Source organism: Amycolatopsis plumensis, assembly GCF_042652605.1.
Classification (GTDB): domain Bacteria; phylum Actinomycetota; class Actinomycetes; order Mycobacteriales; family Pseudonocardiaceae; genus Amycolatopsis; species Amycolatopsis plumensis.
This window is the reverse complement of sequence record NZ_JBHSJY010000001.1, coordinates 1,075,147-1,094,091: the sequence shown is the minus strand read 5'-3', so window position 1 is coordinate 1,094,091 and position 18,945 is coordinate 1,075,147. Positions and strand designations below refer to the sequence as shown.

Here is an 18,945-nt window from a genome sequence, read left to right as displayed (position 1 = left end):
GCCGCCGGCACCAAGCCCGGCCCGGTGATCAGCTGTTCCGCACCTGCGGCCAGATCTCACTCCACGGCCGCTCACGGCCCTCGTACAACGTCAGCAGCCCGGCGGCCACCTCGCGGCTGCTGCGGAAGTACGGCGCGAGCTGGTCCCGCTTGCCCTCCGAGCGGCTCGGGTTGACCACGAGGACCTTGTCCTTGGTGTCCGACGGCATACCGAAGTACCAATACCCCCGGTGTCCGCTGTAGACCTGCTCGATGCCGTAGCCGCGGCCGTAGTAATCGGTCGCCGCGGCGAACGGGTAGATCTCGGCGAAGACCGCGGTGCGCTCGCGCACCTCGGGCGGCAGCGCGGCGTAGGCCTGACCCGCGCGGAGGCCGACGTCCCGCTGCGGCAGCTCGCCGCCCGCGAACGTCGAGCCGAGCGGGACGCCGTTCCACGACTCGGGCATGCCGCGCACCTTGCTCTCCGGGTAGATCGGCAGCTGGACCACCAGGAGCACGGCCGAGAGCGCGAACACCGGCCAGGCCAGCAGGCGCCAGCCCTTCGCCATCCGGCGCCGGCTCAGCTCGGCGGCCGCGGCGCCGAACGGCAGCGCGTACAGGCCCATCGTGTAGTAGAACCGCCCGTCGGTCAGCAGGAACGCGACGAACGTCGCCAGCAGCGCGACCGCGAGGAACCGGTAGCTCCGCAGCTCGGGGGCGCGCAGCAGGCGCCAGTACCCGTAGCAGAGCCCGATCACGCCCGCCAGGAACCCGGCGCCGGACACGCTCGTGATGACGAAGGCCACCTTGCCCGGGGACTCGGCCGCGACGACCCGGCCCATCTCGAGGTACGGCCAGCCGTGCGTGGCTTGCCACCCGAGCGCCGGAATGGTGCAGACCACGGCGATGGCGGCGCCGAGCCAGAGCATCGGCCTGCGCAGCAGTTCCCGCGGCCCGAGCACGAGCGCGCTGAGGCCGGTGAGCACCCAGAACGCCGGGATCATGAACTTGGTCTCGAGCGAGACCGCGGTGACGATGCCCGCCCACAGCAGGGGCCGGTCGTCGCGGATGCCGGCCCGGTGCAGCCGCACCCAGCGGACCACCAGCCAGGTGAGCAGCGTCCAGAAGAACGGGTCGAGGGTGTAGGTCGCCAGCCAGTGGCTGACCGTGATGATCCCGCTGCACGCGTAGGCGCCGGCGGCCATGGCCTGCGCGCCCCGGCCGCCGCCGAGCTCCCGGGCGATGAGCGCGGTGATGCCCGCACCCGCCGCGGCCGCGAGGCTGACCGGCAGGCGCAGCGCAATCAGCGAATCCGGGAACCACCGGTCCAGCAGGCCGGCCAGCAGCGGAACCAGCGGCGGCTGGTCGAAGTAACCCAGTGCGGGGTGATCGCGGCCGGCGATGAGGAAGTACATCTCGTCGAACCCGCGGGCGTAGTTGGCGCTGGTCACCACCATCACGACGCCGACGAGGGCAACGATGGCCAGCACCGGTCCCCACGCGATGGGGGGCACCGCGGGGGGCGCGGCGGAATGCGGTGTCGCAGCGCCGGCTCTCGCGGCGTCTGCCGGGGCTGTCAGCGTCCGTGCGTTCTTCGATGACATCGCGGGCACCGGCCGTCCTTTCGGTGGGAACCAGCTCTGACTCTCTGTTACCCATCTGACCGTGGATCAAGCGGGATTTCGAGCTGTCAAAGGTCCAGGATTGCTCCGGACGACCCAAGACTTTGGTCGGTCCAGGTGGATCCGTGAAAAGGTATTCACCCATTCGGGTAATTTCATCACGGGAAGAGATACCGTGGGTGATCATGAAGAGGCCGTGGTGCAGTGCCCGACCGAGTTATGCCAGCGTAAACTGTGATTCGGATCTCACTGATGATCTTCACCGCGCCGGTCGGCCGATTGTTCCAGTCATTGGGATTTTCCCGTCGATCGCGCGGACGTCGAACGACCAAAAGAAAAGGACACCGCGTTCCCTGCCGGGAGTGCACGGTGCCCTTTTCTTCAACTCTGATCATTCACCGACGTCGTTGTCAGTGAATGTTTTCCGGTGAAACCTTCGGTGGCCATTGCCCGACCGGAAGAATGCCCTGCGCGTACGCTTTGGACACCAGTGCCGAACGGTTGGGTGTTTTGAATCGGCGCAGCATCGCGCTGACGTGGTACTCGATCCCCTGTCTGCTCAGGTACAGCTTGGTGGCCAGCCGTGCGGTCGAGATGCCGGTGGCGATCCCTTCGAGCACCCGCGCGTCCAGTTCGCTCAGCGTCTTGCGCTGGTCGGACTCGGACGCGCCCTCCACGGCGTGTGCTCGATCGGGCTTGAGCAGCATGACGATGCCGCTCACCCCACCTGCTGCCTTGCGCACGGCGATCCCGGTCAGCACGCCGGAGGCCACCGTGTAGCTCGGCCGTTCGGCCAGCATCCGCGTCGTGAACCGGTCCCGGGTGCCGGCCCGGAGGCCGGCGAGGTGCTGGGAGACGAGGCGTTCGACGCTCGGGTGGACGAACTTGCTGAACGTCCGGCCGTAGACCTCGGCCGCCGACCGGCCGAGGTAGTTGAGAAATTCGGCGTTCGCTTCCAGTACGAGTAGATTGTGGTCGAGATTGGCTACACAGAATTCCGAAAGCTGACCGGCCGCAGGCCGGGCCGTTCGCTGTGGCGGGCAAATATTCCCCGGCGCAGGCGATGCTTCCATGCGAACATTCATTAGTAGACCCCCCAGAGACCTACGAATAATGTTAATTGTATATTAAATTCGTGAACACAGAAGCCATGGTGAACTTCTAACCATAACCTATCAGCAGTGAGTGGGTCAGTCAACCGTGGTCAGGCCGGTGTTCAGGGCGGGACTTTGACTCCCGGGTTAAGTTAAGTTTACATCAAATGATCATGCTTTAATAAGTGAAACCGATTCTTCGCATTCCGGCTGACCGTAGTCGGTCGGCAAGATACCAAAGTATATTTTGCGGACAGACCTTCGGATAATCTTCTGTTGCCTGGGTCACCCCGTGTTCTCCGGCTCAGGCAAGTGTGAGAACGAGCTTGTCCAGACCGAGCACCAGCGCCGCCGACGCCGCGTTCTTCCCGGCGGTCCGGACCGCGAGTTCGTGCTTGCCTGCGGTCAGCCGCACCGCGCCCCGGTCGTTCCGCACGACTGCCTCGTCGCCGGGGCGGTAGGTGTCGAACGGCGCACCGACCGCCGTGCCGTCGAGTTCGATCACCCCCAGGCCGCGTTCGGGGGAGACCGACCAGAACGCGCTCAGGTCGTAGACCCCGTCCCGGGGCACCGTGACGGAGGCGGTGAAGCCGTCGCCGGGGTGGTCCGCCGCGACCAGCACGTAGGCCGTGTCCGACATGATGGGGCTCAGCGGCACGTAGAGCGGCACGTTCGCCTGTGCCGCCGAGGCGAGTGCCTCGGCCTCGATCTCGTACTGCCGTCCCGCGGTTCCCGCGACGGCGGCGGAGGGCTCGCTCGCGTTGCCGCCGCCGTCCACCGCCCGGACGCGGTAGTACCACTGCGCGCCGGGACCGGCGCCGCGGTGCTGGAACGAGCGGCCGACCGTGGTGCCGACGAGGTTCGCCGTCGTCAGTGCCACCTCGGGCGTTCGCGCCGCGTACACCTCGTACTGCGCGATCGTCCCGTCGTCGCGGGCCGGCTCCCACGCGACGTCGACGGCGTCGGTCCGGTCCGCCGTCGCGCGCACCGAAGCCGGTGCGGCCGGCCGCGTCGTGTCGGCGAACGGTTCGACGCGGGTCAGCAGCCGGTACTGCGAGGCCGACCACGCGGGCGCGCCGGCTTTCGGCCGGAGTTCGACGGTGACCTCGCGCTTGTTCCCGATCAGCGCGGCGGGCAGCGCGAACTCGTCCTCGAGCCAGCGCGAAGTGCTGTCGTGCAGCGGTTGCCGCCACGTCCCGGCCGCCTTGCCGTCGACGAACACCGCGGCTTCCTGGCCGGCGAGCTGCTGGTCGGCCAGCCGCCGCAGGAGCGCGCCGCGGCCGTCCGGCGCGGTCCGCACGGTGAACGCGACGGTGCCGGTCGCCGAGGTCGTCGGCCGCCGCAGGTTCGCGCGGTAGTCCACGCCCTCGACCGTGCTGTCCAGTGCGGACACCGTCTCGCCGCCGGCTCGATACCCGTGTGCCGCCCGGCTGGCGCCGTCGGCCGGATCGATGACGTCGGTTTCGCGCAGCCCGGTCTTTTCCTGGCCGTACCAGTACGAAGTCCAGCTGTGCTCGACCGGGTCGGTGTTCACCGAACCGCGTTCCGCGGAGAACCGCAGCGAGGCGGCGAACGGGATGGCGTCGGCGAGCAGCAGCTTGGTCGCCCCGACGCACAGCGAGACACAGCCGTCGGCCTCCTCGGAGAAGCCGGACAGGGCGGCCGTCGGCGTCGACCCGGGCATGGTGATGCCGAGGAAGTACCAGCCGCCGCCGTAGAAGTCCTCGGTCCCCGTGCCGTGCAGCGCGGGTGTCGCGCGGCCGTCGACGTAGGCGCGCTCGTCGCCTTCGAGGAATTCGAGTTTGTTCAGGCCACCGGGCGCGCCGCGCATCGTGTCGGTGACGCCGTAGAAGGTCCCGCGGCCCCGTGCGTCGAGCAGCGGCACGTCGGTGCCGTCGGGGAGCTTGCCGGACTTGCCGTGGGTGGCGTGGAAGTAGCCGGTGGACTGGGCGGCGAGCTTGCCGGCGACCGAGCCGTCCGGCGCCGACGTGACCTCGACCTTCGCGCCGGTGATGGGCACGCCGGAGTCGTTCACGAGCTCGACCTCGGCGTGGCCGGCGAAGGGCATCGGCCACCAGGCCGTGTACCAGCCGCCCGGCGAGGGGTCCATGGCGTACAGCAGGCTCCGCGTGTCGAACGCCCCGAGCCCGGAGCCGAAGAACTCGCCGATGGGGGCGTCGACCGTGGTGCGCCCGTCGAACGAGATGCGCAGACGCGCCCCGGTGAGCAGCGCGCGCGAGCGCTCGGCGGCGGCTTCGGGCACCGGGATGCGCAGCTCCCGCAGACCGTGCCACACCTCGCCGCGGTTCGTGTAGCCGTGGACGCGTTCCTCGGCCTCGTGCCAGTGTCCGACGTCGAGCGTGTCGGTCCGGGTGTAGGAGCCGTCGACGAGGCTGTGGACGTCGTAGCGGAATTCGGTGGACTTCGCGTCGGCTTTGGTGGTGATCGCGAGCGACGCTTTGCCCGCGGTGAGCTCCGCGGGGACCTGCAGCGACTCGAACCCGGCTGCGCCGGCGGTTTGCGCGGTGGCGTTCACCCGCTTGCCGTCGACGAACACCTGCGGGGGCGGCCCGGTCTCCGCCGGGTCGACCTTGCGCGTGAGCCGGACCCCCTGGTTGCGGGGATCGACGGTGACGCGGAACGAACTCTCGCCGCCCGCGCCGAGCGTCCGGCCGTCCTCGTGGCCCGCGGAGGCCGGCACGACCTGCGGGAGCGCGACGCGCACCCGGGTGATGCGGCCGGAGCCGGTCAGCCGGACCGGTTCGGTGGCCCGGCCGCTCGGGACGTCGGCGGTCCGCGTCGTGGTCGTCGCGCCGGGTGCCGGGGGTTTGGGATCGTCGAAGCCGAACCGCCGCAGCCGCTGGAGGACGTCGTCGGCGGGGTCGGATGGGTCGAACGTGCGCACCTGGGAAGCGTCGTCGAAGTCGCGGTAGTCGACGTGGTAGAAGAGCGGCGAGTTGCGCATGGTGACGCGCATCGACTCGCGGTAGGGCATCGGGACCTGGATCGACATGCCGCCCTTGGTGCCGAGGCTGTCGCCGACCAGTGGCCACGCGAACGGCGCGCCCAGCTTGCCGGACACCACGTCGCCCATCCGGGCGTCGAGCACCGTCCGGCCGTCGAGTTCGATCTTGATCCTGTTGTTCTCGTAGCGGTCGGGCGGCGGCACCCGGGCCGCCACGGCCCGGTTCGGCGGCCGGGCCGCCTGCTCGGCCGCCTGGTGGCCCGTCTGTCCGGTCGGCGGATCCGGCTCGTCGGGGGGCGTGTCGCCGACCATCCAGATCGAGGTCAGCTGCCCGGCGCCGGTCCGGTCGGCGATGACGCAGCCGTCCGGGCTCTCCGACAGGCAGGTGTAGGTGCCGAAGAACCCGTCGTCGTTGGCGCCCGACCGGTCGAAGCTGGAGAACCGGCCGGCCCGGTCGCCGGTGCGCAGCGCACTCAGGCCGTCGATGTCGCGGTAGACGTCCCACCCGCTGTACCGGCCGCCGGGAGCGGCCGCCGGGCGGGCCTCCCCGTCGCCGGAGGCCGCGGCGATGCCGCTCGCGGCGGCCGCGACCACGAGGAGACCGGATAGCAAACGTTTGCGCACAGTGGACCGCACGAGTGAGTACTCCCCCAGAGCACTAGGTGATCAACGAGTCCGACACTAAGGACGGTCGTTGCTCACTCGCACGATGGTCTCCTCTTTTGAGGGAAATTCCCAGTCCTCTGGTCACAGTGCGCGACGAAGGTTGTCCACCTTCGGGTGACATGGGACAGTCGCGGGAAGTCCGCTCGGAAGAGGGCGGCGGGGGTCAGCGTGCCTTCAGCGGCTCCCACCACGACCGGTTGTCCCGGTACCAGGAGACGGTTTCCGCGAGCCCGCGCTCGAGGTCGACCTCCGGCCGGTAGCCGAGCTCGGCCGACGCCTTCGTGATGTCGACCGAGTAGCGCCGGTCGTGCCCCTTGCGGTCGGCGACCGGCTGGATCGCGGACTCGTCGCGGCCGGTCGCTTCGAGCAGCCGGTGGGTCAGCTCGCGGTTGGTCAGCTCGGTCCCGCCGCCGATGTTGTAGACCTCGCCGGCCCGGCCCTTGGCGGCGACCAGCTGGATGCCCCGGCAGTGGTCGTCGACGTGCAGCCAGTCGCGCACGTTGAGCCCGTCGCCGTACAGCGGGACGCGGAGTCCGTCGAGGAGGTTGGTGACGAACAGCGGGATGACCTTCTCCGGGAACTGGTACGGCCCGTAGTTGTTGGAACAGCGGGTCACCGAGACGTTCAGCCCGTGCGTGCGGTGGAAGGCGAGCGCGATCAGGTCGCTCGACGCCTTCGAAGCCGCGTAAGGGGAGTTGGGCGAGAGGGGGAAGTCCTCCGGCCACGAGCCCTCGTCGATCGAGCCGTACACCTCGTCGGTCGACACGTGCACGAACCGCTCGACGCCCGCCTCGAGCGCCCCCTGGAGCAGCGTCTGGGTGCCGACCACGTTGGTCCGGACGAAATCGGCCGCGCCCTCGATCGAGCGGTCCACATGCGACTCGGCGGCGAAGTGCACGACCAGGTCGGCGTCGGACAGCACCTGCTTGACGGTCGCGGGATCGCAGATGTCGCCGACGACGAACCGCAGCCGTTCGTCGGCCGCGACCGGGGCGAGGTTGGCCCGGTTCCCGGCGTAGGTCAGCAGGTCGAGCACGGTCAGCACGTCCGGTTCGAACCCGGGGTAGGCGCCGGAGAGCGCCTGCCGGACGTAGTGCGAACCGATGAACCCGGCCCCGCCGGTCACCACGACGCGCATCCGGCTCACCTCCCGTTCCGTTGCGCGGCGAGCGCGATTTCCATGACGTACTGCCCGTAGACCGACTTGTTGATCCGCTCGCCGAGCCGGTGGCAGGCCACGGGGTCGATGAACCCCATCCGCAGGGCGATCTCCTCGAGGCAGGCGATCCGCACGCCCTGCCGTTCCTCCAGCGTCTGCACGTAGTGCCCGGCTTCGAGCAGCGACTCGTGCGTGCCGGTGTCCAGCCACGCGAACCCGCGCCCGAGATCGACGACGTGCGCGCTGCCCCGCTCCATGTAGGTCGCGTTGATGTCGGTGATCTCGAGCTCGCCCCGCTTGGAGGGGGTCAGTCCCTTCGCGATCTCCACCACGTCGTTGTCGTAGAAGTAGAGCCCCGTGATGGCGCGGTTGGACTTCGGCTGGGCCGGTTTCTCCTCGACCGAGATCAGCATGCCGTTCTCGTCCACCTCGCCGATGCCGTGCCGGTGCGGGTCGGACACCGGGTAGCCGAAGAGGAGACAGCCCTTCAGGTCCTGCGTCTTGGCCTGGAGCATGCCGGAGAAGCCGGGGCCGTGGAAGATGTTGTCGCCGAGGATGAGCGCGGCGTCGTCGTTGCCGATGTGGTCGGCGCCGATGATGAACGCCTCGGCGAGGCCGTTCGGCTCCGGCTGTTCGGCGTAGTCGATCCGCAGCCCGAGCCAGGACCCGTCGCCGAGCAGGCGCCGGAACGCGGGGAGGTCGGTCGGGGTGGTGATGATCAGGATCTCGGTGATGTCGGCCAGCATGAGCACCGACAACGGGTAGTAGATCATCGGCTTGTTGTAGACCGGCACGAGCTGCTTGGACACGGCGAGCGTCACCGGATGCAGCCGGGTGCCGCTGCCGCCGGCGAGAATGATGCCCTTCATGGGAACCTTCTGGGGTTGTCGGGACGAACGGATGGGTGCCGGGCGTTCGGATCGGTGACGACGGAGGCGAACGCTCAGGGTGTGGTGGTGCGCGGCCAGAGCGACTCGAGCACGTCCGCTGCCCGGACCGAGCCGCCTGCTTCCCGGATTTCGGTGCGCATGCGCGCGACGTTCCGGCCGATCACGGGATCGGCGGTGACCGCTTCGACCGCCGACCGGATCGTCGCGCCGGTCGCCTCTTCGGGGTCGAGCGTCTTCCCGAGCCCCAGCTTCTGGAGGTGGCGGGCGAAGGTCACGGCGTCCGGTTGCTGCGGCACCATCACCACCGGCACGCCGTGGCGCAGCGCGTCGAGGACCGTGCCCGCACCGGCCGAGCAGACCACCGCGCGCATGCGCGGGAACACTTCGTCGTGGTCCACCCAGTCGTGCGCCTCGACGCCCGCGGGCAGCCGTTCGACGTCGGCCGCGCCGAGGTGCCCCGCCGTGGCGAGGACGACCTGCCAGCCGCTGCCCGCGAAGGCGTCCGCGCAGCCGCGGAAGAACTGCGGGTTCGCGGTCGCCGAGGTGCCGAGCGAGACGAGCACCGTGCGGTCCCGGTCCGACGCCGGGCGCAGCGCGCCGGTGTCCGGTCCCGGTTCGGGGCCGACGAACGCGAAGGTGTCGTCGAACCGGTCGGCGTAGGGCTGGAGGGCCTTGGGGATGAACACGAGGTTCGCCGAAACCGCGGAGCCGCGCTGGGCGTACTCGAACCCGGCTTCGTCGAGCCCGTACGGCACCAGCGACGTGAACAGCTCCTCGGCCGCCCGCTCGATGATCGCCGTGTCCGGCAGCAGCGGGTTCTCCGGAGCCGGCTCACCGCCGTCGAGCGAGACCTCGTCGTTGCCGCCGAACCCGGCGAACGTCCGCACGACGGGACAGCCGGCGTCGCGGGCGATCAGGGCGCTCGTCGCGGTGCTCAGCGCGTCCTCGAGCACCAGGTCCGGGAGCTGGTGCCCGAGGTGCTTGCGGGCGGCGGGCAGGGCGGCGAGCCCCTCGCGCAGGAAGTCGACGAGCAGCCCGGAAAGCTCTTCCGGGGTGTGCACCGGCTCCACCGCGTCGGGGAACGACGACGGGTACGGAACGACGTCCGCGCCCGAGGCCGCCACGGCGTCGACGTAGGACTCGGCGGCGAAGTAGGTGACCCGGTGTCCTCGGCGCAGCAGTTCGCGCACGACGGGCAGGGTCGGCCGGATGTGCCCGAACCGGGGGAAGTTGAAGACCGCGACATGACGGGCGCGCCCGGGTTCGCCGCGGCGAACCAGGCTCGGCGCGTGCGGGAACTCGGAAGCGGGAGGCGTAGACACGCGACCACCATGCCGCCCGCCGGGGTCACGGCCAACCGACGGTGCCGAGGAATGAGAGATTCCCTAGTGGGTCGCGCGCGGCGCCGGACGATCTCCCGATTCCGCCTAGTCTTGCCTGTCAGAACTCGGGGAGTGGCCGAGTTTTCCCGTGAGGAGAGTGCATGTCCCGCCACCGCGAACCGAGTTCGCCACACCCTGGTGCCGTCTTCGAGCACACCGGCCGTTCCGAGGGGACCGCGACGGACGACCGCGCCGCCTCGCCGTTGCGCTTGGGACTGCTCGGGTGTTCCCCGATCGCCCGCCGCCGCATGCTGCCGGCCATCGGCCTGCTGGACACGGTTCGCCTGAGCGGCGTCGCCGCGCGCGAGATCGAGCGCGCGAAGGACGTCGCCGCGGAGCTCGGCACCGTCGCGAGCGGCTACGACGAAATCCTCGGCCGCGACGACGTCGACGCGGTCTACATTTCCCTGCCCAACGGGTTGCACTACGAATGGGCGGGAAACGCGTTGCGCGCCGGCAAACACGTGCTGTGCGAGAAGCCGCTGGCGACCACGCGCGAAAACGCCGTCGAGCTGACCGAACTGGCGGCGAGCCGGGGCCTGGTGCTGCGGGAGAACTTCAGCTTCGAACACCACAGCCAGCACACGAAGGTGCGGCAGCTGCTCGCCGAAGGGCGGTTCGGCATCCCGAGGACGTTCACGGGTTCGTTCTGCATCCCGCCGCTCCCGCCGGACGACACCCGCTACAACGCGGCACTGGGCGGCGGCGCGTTGCTCGACATCGGCGTGTACCCGTTGCGCGCCGCCCAGCTGCTGCTCGGCCCGGACCTGACCGTGACCGGCGCGACCCTGCGCGTCGACGAGCGGCTCGCGGTCGACCTGGCCGGCCAGGTGCAGCTGGTGTCCGCCGACGGCGTGTTCGCGCAGCTCGAGTTCGGTATCCAGCACAGCTACGGTTCGCGGTATTCGCTGTGGGGCAGCGCGGCGTCGGTTTCGCTCGATCGCGCTTTCACGCCGCCCCCGAGCCGTCAGCCGGTGTTGCGCATCACCGAGCAGGACCACGCCGAGGAGATCGTGCTGCCGCCGTCGGACCAGTTCCGCAATTCCGTCGAGGCCTTCGTCGCGGCCACCGGGCCGGTGGTGGACGCCGCCGCCGAGCGTCCGTGGCTCGACCGGGCCGTGACGACCGCCCGCCTCATCGACGAGATCCGCAAGAAGGCCGTGCGCGTCGGCGCGCGTGACGAAGGGGACGGTTGATGGAGATCATCGGAAAGGGCTTCATCGCCGGGCGCGCGAGCGAGTACTTCGGCGCACAGCACCCGCACGCCACCCTCATCGCGGCGGGAGTGTCCAGTGTGTACTTGACCGACGCGGCCGCGTTCGAGCGCGAGGCCAAGCTGGTCTACGAAGTGATCCGCCACTGCAAGGCCGAAGGCCGCACGGCGGTCTTCCTCAGCACGGCGGCCGCGGGGATGTACGGCGCGGAGGACTCGCCGGGCACCGAGGAGGGCCCGGTGTTCCCGGAAACCCACTACGGAAGGCACAAGCTGGCCCTCGAGGCGGTCTTCGCGGCCTCCGGCGTGCGCTGGCTCGGGTTGCGCCTCACGCACATCGTCGGCCAGAGGCAGGTGGCCCACCAGCTCCTGCCGTCCCTGACCAGGCAGCTGCTCACCGGCAAGGTCACGGTGTACAGCGGCGCTTCACGGGACCTGCTCGACATCGACCACCTGATGAGGGCGGTCGACCTGTTGCTGGCCCGCGACGTCTGCGACGAGATCGTCAACATCGCCTCCGGCCAGCCGGAGGACATCGAGCGCATCGTCGACGGCCTCGAGCAGCGCCTGGGGACCCACGCCGAGCGGACGCTGGTGCACGGCAAGCCGGCCAAGCGGTCCATCGCCAGCATCGCCAAGCTGCGCAAACTCGCCCCGGAGATCGACGACTTCGGCTTCGGCCCCGGGTACCTGGCGGCGCTGCTGGACCGCTACGTCGACGATCTCGCGGCGCACGCCTACAAGGAGCTTGCCCGTTCGGGCCAGTGAGCCCGGCCGCCTGTTGTCGTGCCCGGTTGCGACTTGAAAAACCTCTGACCACGTCTGAAGATCGCAGTCGTCTGGTGCAGCGGGCCGAGATCGCTCTCGGCGGTGATCGGTCTCAGGGTCTGCTGTGTTCCTTGCCCTTGTCCGGACCTTTGTCCTTGCCTTTGACCGGTCCGCCCGGCCCGTCGGCGGGGCGCCCGGCGCCGGGGCCGGCCGCCGGGCGAGGCGCGGCCGCGAGGTGCGGTGCGTCCCGGGCGGTGCTGTGCGGTGCGCCTGCCATGACGGTCGAGGCGGGTGCCCGCGCGGGCAGCGATGCCGGCGGCGTGGGGCTGGTCGAGTGCGCCGATCCCGCGTCGGGCAGGGCGCTTGGTTCGGGTACCGCGGCATCCGGCCGGGTGAGCAGCACGGCGAGAGCGAACGCGGCGGCGACTGCGCAGCCGCCCACCACGGCCGGCTTGGGACGGCGCCACCGGGGGCCGGCGTCCACGGCCGGCACGGCGGTTGTCTGCTGCAGCAGCTGCCGGACCTCCTCGGCGGTGGGGCGCTGCCCGGGTTCCCGCGCGGTCATCCGCTCGAGGGCGCGGGCCAGCGGGGCGGGCAGTCCGTCGGGCACGCGGGGCGAGCGGCTCAGCCGCGCGACGGCCGATTCCGCGAGCGTGCCGGGGTACTCCCGTTCGCCGCTCAGGCACTCCAGCAGGATCAGGCCGAGGGCGTAGACGTCGGCGGCCGGGCCGGCGCGGTCGCCGACGACCTGCTCGGGTGCCAGGTAGGCGGCGGTGCCGGTGACCAGGCCGGTGCCGGTGACGTGCGTGGCGTCCAGCTCGTGGGCGATGCCGAAGTCGGTGATCAGCGGGCCGTCGGCGCCGAGCAGGACGTTGGCCGGCTTGAGGTCGCGGTGCACGACGCGGCGGGCGTGGACGTGGGCCAGCGCCTCGGCCAGCTGCACGGCCAGCTCGTGCACCTGCTCGCCCGGGAGCGGCCCGGCCAGCAGCCGCTGGGCGAGGTTTTCCCCGTCGACGAGCTGCATCACCAGGTAGGGGCGGTCGCCGTCGGTGCCGCTGTCGAACAGGGCCACGACACCGGGGTGGTCGATGCTGGCCTGGATGGTCTTCTCCCGGACCCGCCGCAGCTGCTCGACGGGCATCGCGCCCCGCTCGTAGACCTTGATCGCGACGTCCCGGCGCAGGCGGTGGTCGAAGGCCTGGTAGACCCGCGCCGTGGCGCCGCTGCCGATCAGCCCGGCCACTTCGTAGCGCCCGGCGATCGACGGCGGCGGTTCGTCGCCGGGGAAGTCGAGCACGAAGATCAGCCTCCGCAGACATCACGTGGACACGCCGGCACGCACCGGCGCGGTACAGGTCAACGGCTGCTGGGCTGAACCGTTCGAGGCGCGCCTGACCCTGGCGTTGCGCCTTCTTCTGTGCTCTTGGGTCGCTGCAGAGACCCATACCCGTCACCCGGAAGAGTGAAACCTCGGCCCGAGGTCTCCCCGCTATTCAGCCGCCGGGCGCAGTTCCAGGGTGCAGCACTTGGGGCCGCCGCCGGAGGCCCGGAACTCGGAGAGGTCGACGGGGATCGGCTCATAGCCCCGGTCGCGCAGGTGGTCGGCGAAGCGGGTGCTGTCGGAAGGGAGGACGACGTGGTGGCCGTCGGAGATCGCGTTGAGGCCGAAGTGTCCGGCGTCCTCGGCGGTGGCGAGCAGGGCGTCGGGGTACAGGCGCTCGAGCAGACGCCTGCTGCCCGCCGAAAACGCGCCGGGGTAGTAGGCGATGGTGTCGGCGTCGAGCGGCAGCAGGGCGGTGTCCAGGTGGTAGAAGCACTCGTCGGCCAACCGCAGGGAGATCACCGGGTAGCCGAGGAACTCCTGCGCCTCCAGGTGCGTGGCGTGGTCCGTGCGGAAGCCGGTGCCCGCCAGGACGTGCCGTCCGGTGAAGAGGAAGTCGCCCTCTCCCTCCCCGATCCCCTCGGACATCGCGACGTCGTAGCCGCCGGTCGACTCCAGCCACCGCTGGTGCGCCGCGGACTCGGGTCGCCTGGTGGCGCTGCGGAACCGCGCCACGAACGCCCGGCCGCCGACCACGACGGCGCCGTTGGCGGTGAACACCATGTCCGGCAGGCCCGGCACCGGATCCAGCAGGCTCACCCGGTGCCCGAGGCGCTCGTAGACCTCCACCAGCGTGTGCCACTGCGACAGCGCGCGCTCCCGGTCGACCACGTGGTCCGGCCGCATCCAGGGATTGCTCTTCTCGGTCACGTCGAAGTGGACCGGAGCGCACATCAGGTAGTGCCGGCTCATGCGCCGGGCACCAACGCGAGAACGCGGGCGGGGAACGCGGTGGCGCCGCGGGCCTTGCCGACGCCGACGACCACCGTGGCCCCGAGCGGCGGGACTTCGGACAGGGCCGCCAGCATCTCCACCTGGTAGCGGTCGTGCGCGAAGATCCGGGCTTCCGCCGGGTGTTGCCGGGCGGCGATCTCCTCGGCGTTCGAGCCATCGGCGTCGGAGGTGACCCGGTGGCCCGGATCGGTGTCGATCGTCTCGTGGCCGAAGGCCGTGGTGTCCCGCTGCCCCACCAGGAAATCGATCGCGGCCACGGTCCACCCCGGCGACCGCACCCGGCCATCGGGCTCACAGCCGCGCATCGCGTCCTGGCTCGGCCACCGGTGCGACCAGTCCGACCGGAAAGCCACGAAGGCGTTTCGCGGCACCCGGCCGTACCGCTGTTCCCAGTCCAGGATGTGCGGAACGTCCAGGCAGGTACCGGGATCACGGGCCACTTCGGCGGACAGGTCGATGACCACCAAGGGCAGAACCAGTTCGTCCGGCCGCAACTGGTCCACGGTGCGCCCACCCGCCCGCATGTGCGCGGGGGCGTCCACGTGGGTCGCCCAGGCCCCCGGCAGGCTGTGCCGCTGCAGGTCGAACCCGTCCCGCCGAAGGCTGAGCGCCTGCTCCCGCCGCTCCCCGGCGAACTCCTCGGAGCCCGCGACACCGGGGCCGAACGCGTGCGTCAGGTCGACGATCCGTGACGTCTCCGGCCCCATTGACACGCTGTTCAGGATGAGCGGGCGGACATTCCGCGTCCACGGGGTGTCACGAGGTCAACCGGTTGGTGTGAGAGGCGGTCCGATTCCGTTACTTTTCCGGTCGAAGCCTTGCTCCAGTCGTGCCATCCGGAACTCGTTTGCAGGCAGGGCTGCGGAGGGGACGCCGTCGGTGGACGCGAATCGGCCCCTACCGCGGTCTCGCTGGTAGGGGCCGGTTAAACCCCCAGCCCAGAGCGGGTAGAGGGACAAAGCGACAGGTGTGACACCTTCGGCACCGTCCTCCTGTCACACCCCGCTCCTGGTCAGGGCGCTGAGGACGGCAAACACGTCAGCGTGGTCATCTTCATCTGCGTACAGAGATCTCAGGGCTTGTCGGAGCCCACCGGGGACACCCCACGGATGCGCGCCTCGACACCCGAGACTATCGCGCTCCGGGGCGTACTCGGCCATCAGCTCATGGGCCGCTGGCGGACGCTAGTCCAGATCGACGAGAGGAAGGGGCAGGTGCGTCAGTTCACCGGTACTTTCTCGGAGGTAGATCACGGGAGCCTTCGACGTCGCCCATATAGCGACCGCGCGGAACGTCTCTGCGTCGAACCAGTCGACGTGCTCGGCAGTCTGGTCAGCTGCCCACGCAGCTGACCAGCGGCGACGGTTACCTGGTGGGATAATGGTGACGCATCCTGTGCCGGGCTCAAGAGTTGGCAGCCTACTCTCCGGCCTGCCCGGTCTCGGCCAGGCAGGCCGGGAGGAGTCTTCAGACTGAAAACCGAAAAACGCCTGCTTGGGCCGGTCCGCCTCGGTCATGTCCCAAGTGTATAGCCGCGTCGGCAGGTAGTAGTGCGGAATGACGGTGTTGCGTGTCAGTCCCCGCGCAGTGGGGTTGACGGCAGGTCGGCAGGCAGTGCGGTCCGGAAACGGTACAAGGGATCGGTAGCCGGGTCCGGACTGTAGGCGGCAGGACTCCGCTCTATTAGCCACACGGTCGTATCAGGATATTCAGGTATCACGAAACTGAACTGATTCGCCTGCGATTTGCAAGCGCCGCCTTGCCAATAGCTATTGTACCCATTGGGATCCCAGAACGCTGGGGTGTTGGCGGGCAAACTGCCGACCGTGTAAATGCCGTGAGTGCTGTCTATGCTGCTGCCTTCCTGTCCGCCGCATGAATCGAACAAGAGTCCTTCAAGTACAACGTCTTGTGTATCAAAGGTTGCATTGAAGGCTACCGGCTTGGACCTGAAGTTATTTCCCGTGATTGTCCATTCAGTCGAGTATGTGACTCGGCCAATTAGTTCACCACTGATTGTGACGTCACTTTCCATTTCGAAGTAGCCAGTGAAGTCGTCGATCACGTACCAGCAAGCGTGCCCATGACTAACGTTGCCGGGATAGCACCAGGAGCTCCGCACTCCGGGTGGGTCTTTCTGCGGGGATTTTTCGTCGAACGGCTGAGGGGTGTCGACCGGAGTGCTACCGCACGTCCCGACGTCGTTGTGTTGCCGCATAGGCGGGGCGCACTGAGATGATTGGAGTCCCGAGGGGCCAGTTAAAAAGACGTTATGTAACGTCGAGTGGCGGCCTGCGACAAGTCGTTCATCCGCGCCGGCGACACCGGTTCCCAATATTGTGCAGATGGCAATCAATGTAGAAGTGGTAGCAATAAGTCTTCGAGCTTTCATGATTCCTCCCCGAATTGAATGCTCACTTCTATGTGGTTGTGCAGTTGCCGCCAATAATCACTTAAGCTTGAAAAGGTTAATCACTAACAAGTTAGCGATTAACCTTGACTGTCGCCTACCGCCGACCGGGTGATCGATCGTAGTCATGTAAGATCATGTTGCCAGGCACCAGCTTCGCCGCGCGGGTCCAACTGTCAACGCCGCTGCTTTCGACCGTGTACGACGCTCTCTGGTCGCGGAATTCGGTGCATTCCGTGGCCTAGGCTCCCGATACGCGACTCATCTCACTCTGTGCTACTCGTTTCGCTCCGACCTTGATTTCCGCCACGTGCGATCATTGGCCCTGACTTTTCATGCGAGTGCGTCGTGAGTCGGGTACCTGAACACAGAAGTCTTTGCGCCGACGTACTTCGCCGCGCTCCGTCTGAAGGAGGCGACAAACCTCCACAAGGAGCAGCTGACGCTGCCGGCCTCTCAAAAGAACCTCGACTCCGGCACGGCGGGAGAGAACCGGCCGTTTGAAGTCGCGAGCCGCGGGAGAGGTGCGGGAGGTGCTGTGTCCGCCGGAGTTGACTGCCATCGCCTGTTCGTCGGTGAGCGCGGGTTCTCCAAAGTCACGTACACCAAAGGTGTTCCGCGCGGCCCGGGAGGCGACGTTCACGCCCCATGTCTCGCGGGGTCCGCTCGCCGCCCGGCCTTACGAGCTCCGGCATGCCGCGGTGAGCACGTGGCTGGCTGCTGGTGTCCCGGCTGCGACGGTCGGGCAGTGAGCCGGCCAGTCGATCGCCATCCTGCTGGAGGTTTACACCAGCTTCCTCGATGGAGGGGAGTAGGCCGCGCTGCGGCAGGTGGAGACGGCACTGGGCTCGGGCCGGTGAGTGTTTGGCCGTACATTGGTCGCTGGCCCCCGGATTCGGCCGCAGCCCGCCGTGGTCCGCCGGGTAGGACATGAATCGGCCCCTACCGCGTTTTCGCTGGTAGGGGCCGCCTGGCCGTTGTTCAAAATGGTGCCCTCGGCAGGATTCGAACCTGCGACACCTGCCTCCGGAGGGCAGTGCTCTATCCCCTGAGCTACGAGGGCCCATCGCTGGGCGACTCCGAAAGCTTAGCGCATGCCCCACCACCCCCTTCCCGCAGGTGGTCGCACGAACAATCGCCCTGGTCAGGGCCGCGAAGTTGATCGATTCGGGCGGACGTCGCTAGCGTGGGAAGCCCACCTGAAGGAGCCGTGATGGCCGAGCCGTTCCAGGTACCTCTCGACGAAGGGGACATCGCCGATCTGCGGGAGCGGTTGCGGGGGACGCGGTGGCCCGAGGCCGAGACCGTCGACGACTGGTCGCAGGGTGTTCCGCTCGCCTACGTGCGCGAGCTCTGCCGGGACTGGGCCGAAGAATACGACTTCGGGTTCGCCCGCCGGCTGAACGCCTTCCCGCAGTTCCGGGCCACCGTCGACGGGGTGGGGCTGCACTTCCTGCACGTCCGGTCGCCGGTGGCCGAGGCGCTGCCGCTCGTACTCACGCACGGGTGGCCCGGGTCCGTGCTCGAATTCCTCGACGTCCTCGGGCCGCTCACCGATCCCGCGAAGCACGGGGGTGATCCCGCCGATGCCTTCCACGTCGTCGCGCCGTCGCTGCCCGGGTTCGGGTGGAGTGACAAGCCCGCGCTGAAGATCGGGCGGGTCGCCGAGCTGTGGGACGCGCTCATGACGTCGCTCGGCTACCACCGCTACGGCGCACAGGGCGGCGACTGGGGTGCCGCCGTCACGAACGCCTTGGCGCGGTCCGGGCACGTGGCCGGCGTGCACGTCAACTTCGCGCCCGTGCGGATGGACACCGCCGACCCGACGCCGGGGGAGCGGCAGGCACTGGAGGACCTCCAGGAGTTCCGGCGCAGCGGCAGCGGCTACTCCGCCCAGCAGGGCACGCGCCCGCAGACGCTCGGCTACGGCCTCACCGACTCGCCCGCCGGCCAGGCCGCCTGGATCGCCGAGAAGTTCTGGGCCTGGACCGACCACCGGGGCCGCCCGGAGGACGCCGTCGACCGGCAGCGGATCCTGGACGCGATCTCCGTCTACTGGTTCACCGCGACCGCGGCCTCCTCCGCCCGGATGTACTGGGAGAACAACGACCGCGACCTGTCCACTGTGGATGTTCCGGCCGGCGTCTCGGTGTTCCCCAAGGAGATCGTGCGGCCGTCACGGCGGCAGGCCGAGCAGCGCTACACCGACCTGCGCTGGTTCGAGGAGCTGCCCGCAGGCGGGCACTTCGCCGCGCTGGAGCAACCCGGGCTGTTCGTCGAGCAGGTGCGCGGGTTCTTCCGGCTGGTGCGCTGAGCGTGACGAGTCCGCCTGGCGGGAAACCCCGCCTGGTGGATTGGGTGACACCGCCGGGCGGGGTAGCTTGCCGGTGAGTGATCTTAGGCTCCCCTCTGGTGCTCATATGCGCATCCGACTATATGTTTGAGCCGACGGTGAACCGGGAA

At 69.1% G+C, this 18,945-nt stretch carries 14 protein-coding genes and 1 tRNA gene; 3 read left to right on the top strand and 12 right to left on the bottom strand.

The features are described from left to right. Positions 1 to 28: 28 nt before the first annotated feature. The 6 genes from ACFPLC_RS05320 to ACFPLC_RS05295 form a co-directional block, all read right to left on the bottom strand. A complete protein-coding gene (locus ACFPLC_RS05320) occupies positions 29 to 1,468 on the bottom strand; it encodes an ArnT family glycosyltransferase (protein ID WP_378188791.1) in 1,440 nt (479 codons plus the stop codon). A 542-nt stretch (positions 1,469 to 2,010) separates the two neighbouring features. Next, positions 2,011 to 2,673 carry a helix-turn-helix transcriptional regulator gene (locus tag ACFPLC_RS05315; protein ID WP_378188789.1) on the bottom strand — a complete coding sequence of 221 codons (663 nt, stop codon included), beginning with the start codon at positions 2,671 to 2,673 and terminating at the stop codon, positions 2,011 to 2,013. A gap of 325 nt (positions 2,674 to 2,998) precedes the next feature. Next, complete coding sequence (locus ACFPLC_RS05310) at positions 2,999 to 6,295, bottom strand: glycoside hydrolase family 172 protein (RefSeq protein WP_378235708.1); 3,297 nt, start codon at positions 6,293 to 6,295, stop codon at positions 2,999 to 3,001. A 193-nt stretch (positions 6,296 to 6,488) separates the two neighbouring features. After that, positions 6,489 to 7,463 (bottom strand): dTDP-glucose 4,6-dehydratase, encoded by a 975-nt coding sequence (gene rfbB, locus ACFPLC_RS05305; protein ID WP_378188786.1) that lies wholly within the window; start codon positions 7,461 to 7,463, stop codon positions 6,489 to 6,491. Positions 7,464 to 7,468: 5 nt separating this feature from the next. Continuing rightward, positions 7,469 to 8,353, bottom strand: coding sequence for a glucose-1-phosphate thymidylyltransferase RfbA (gene rfbA / locus ACFPLC_RS05300; protein ID WP_378188785.1), 885 nt, complete (start codon positions 8,351 to 8,353; stop codon positions 7,469 to 7,471). 74 nt (positions 8,354 to 8,427) lie between these two features. Further along, positions 8,428 to 9,696: a macrolide family glycosyltransferase gene (locus ACFPLC_RS05295; protein WP_378188784.1), complete on the bottom strand. Its 1,269-nt coding sequence runs from the start codon at positions 9,694 to 9,696 to the stop codon at positions 8,428 to 8,430. A gap of 161 nt (positions 9,697 to 9,857) precedes the next feature. Here ACFPLC_RS05295 and ACFPLC_RS05290 point away from each other — a divergent pair, with 161 nt between their 5' ends. Together ACFPLC_RS05290 and ACFPLC_RS05285 are read left to right on the top strand one after the other, a co-directional pair. After that, the gene (locus ACFPLC_RS05290) at positions 9,858 to 10,952 is read left to right on the top strand and encodes a Gfo/Idh/MocA family protein (RefSeq protein WP_378188783.1); all 1,095 of its coding nucleotides are present in this window, start codon (positions 9,858 to 9,860) and stop codon (positions 10,950 to 10,952) included. Further along, positions 10,952 to 11,737, top strand: coding sequence for an NAD-dependent epimerase/dehydratase family protein (locus tag ACFPLC_RS05285; protein WP_378188781.1), 786 nt, complete (start codon positions 10,952 to 10,954; stop codon positions 11,735 to 11,737). Before ACFPLC_RS05290 ends, ACFPLC_RS05285 begins: the two co-directional genes overlap by 1 nt. 112 nt (positions 11,738 to 11,849) lie before the next feature. On the opposite strand, the gene ACFPLC_RS05280 is transcribed toward ACFPLC_RS05285, so the two are convergent. From ACFPLC_RS05280 to ACFPLC_RS05255, 6 genes are all read right to left on the bottom strand, one after another. After that, positions 11,850 to 13,034 (bottom strand): serine/threonine-protein kinase, encoded by a 1,185-nt coding sequence (locus ACFPLC_RS05280; protein ID WP_378188780.1) that lies wholly within the window; start codon positions 13,032 to 13,034, stop codon positions 11,850 to 11,852. A gap of 192 nt (positions 13,035 to 13,226) precedes the next feature. After that, complete coding sequence (ddaH, locus tag ACFPLC_RS05275) at positions 13,227 to 14,030, bottom strand: dimethylargininase (RefSeq protein ID WP_378188779.1); 804 nt, start codon at positions 14,028 to 14,030, stop codon at positions 13,227 to 13,229. After that, positions 14,027 to 14,779 (bottom strand): cyclase family protein, encoded by a 753-nt coding sequence (locus ACFPLC_RS05270; RefSeq protein ID WP_378189069.1) that lies wholly within the window; start codon positions 14,777 to 14,779, stop codon positions 14,027 to 14,029. Before ACFPLC_RS05270 ends, ddaH begins: the two co-directional genes overlap by 4 nt. A 477-nt stretch (positions 14,780 to 15,256) precedes the next feature. After that, positions 15,257 to 15,589: a hypothetical protein gene (locus ACFPLC_RS05265; protein ID WP_378188777.1), complete on the bottom strand. Its 333-nt coding sequence runs from the start codon at positions 15,587 to 15,589 to the stop codon at positions 15,257 to 15,259. 56 nt (positions 15,590 to 15,645) lie between these two features. Further along, the gene (locus ACFPLC_RS05260) at positions 15,646 to 16,137 is read right to left on the bottom strand and encodes a hypothetical protein (RefSeq protein WP_378188776.1); all 492 of its coding nucleotides are present in this window, start codon (positions 16,135 to 16,137) and stop codon (positions 15,646 to 15,648) included. A 1,332-nt stretch (positions 16,138 to 17,469) separates the two neighbouring features. Beyond that, positions 17,470 to 17,545 (bottom strand) — tRNA-Arg (locus ACFPLC_RS05255). Positions 17,546 to 17,695: 150 nt separating this feature from the next. On the opposite strand from ACFPLC_RS05255, the gene ACFPLC_RS05250 reads away from it, so the two are divergent. Next, the gene (locus tag ACFPLC_RS05250) at positions 17,696 to 18,796 is read left to right on the top strand and encodes an epoxide hydrolase family protein (protein WP_378188775.1); all 1,101 of its coding nucleotides are present in this window, start codon (positions 17,696 to 17,698) and stop codon (positions 18,794 to 18,796) included. Positions 18,797 to 18,945 lie beyond the last annotated feature (149 nt).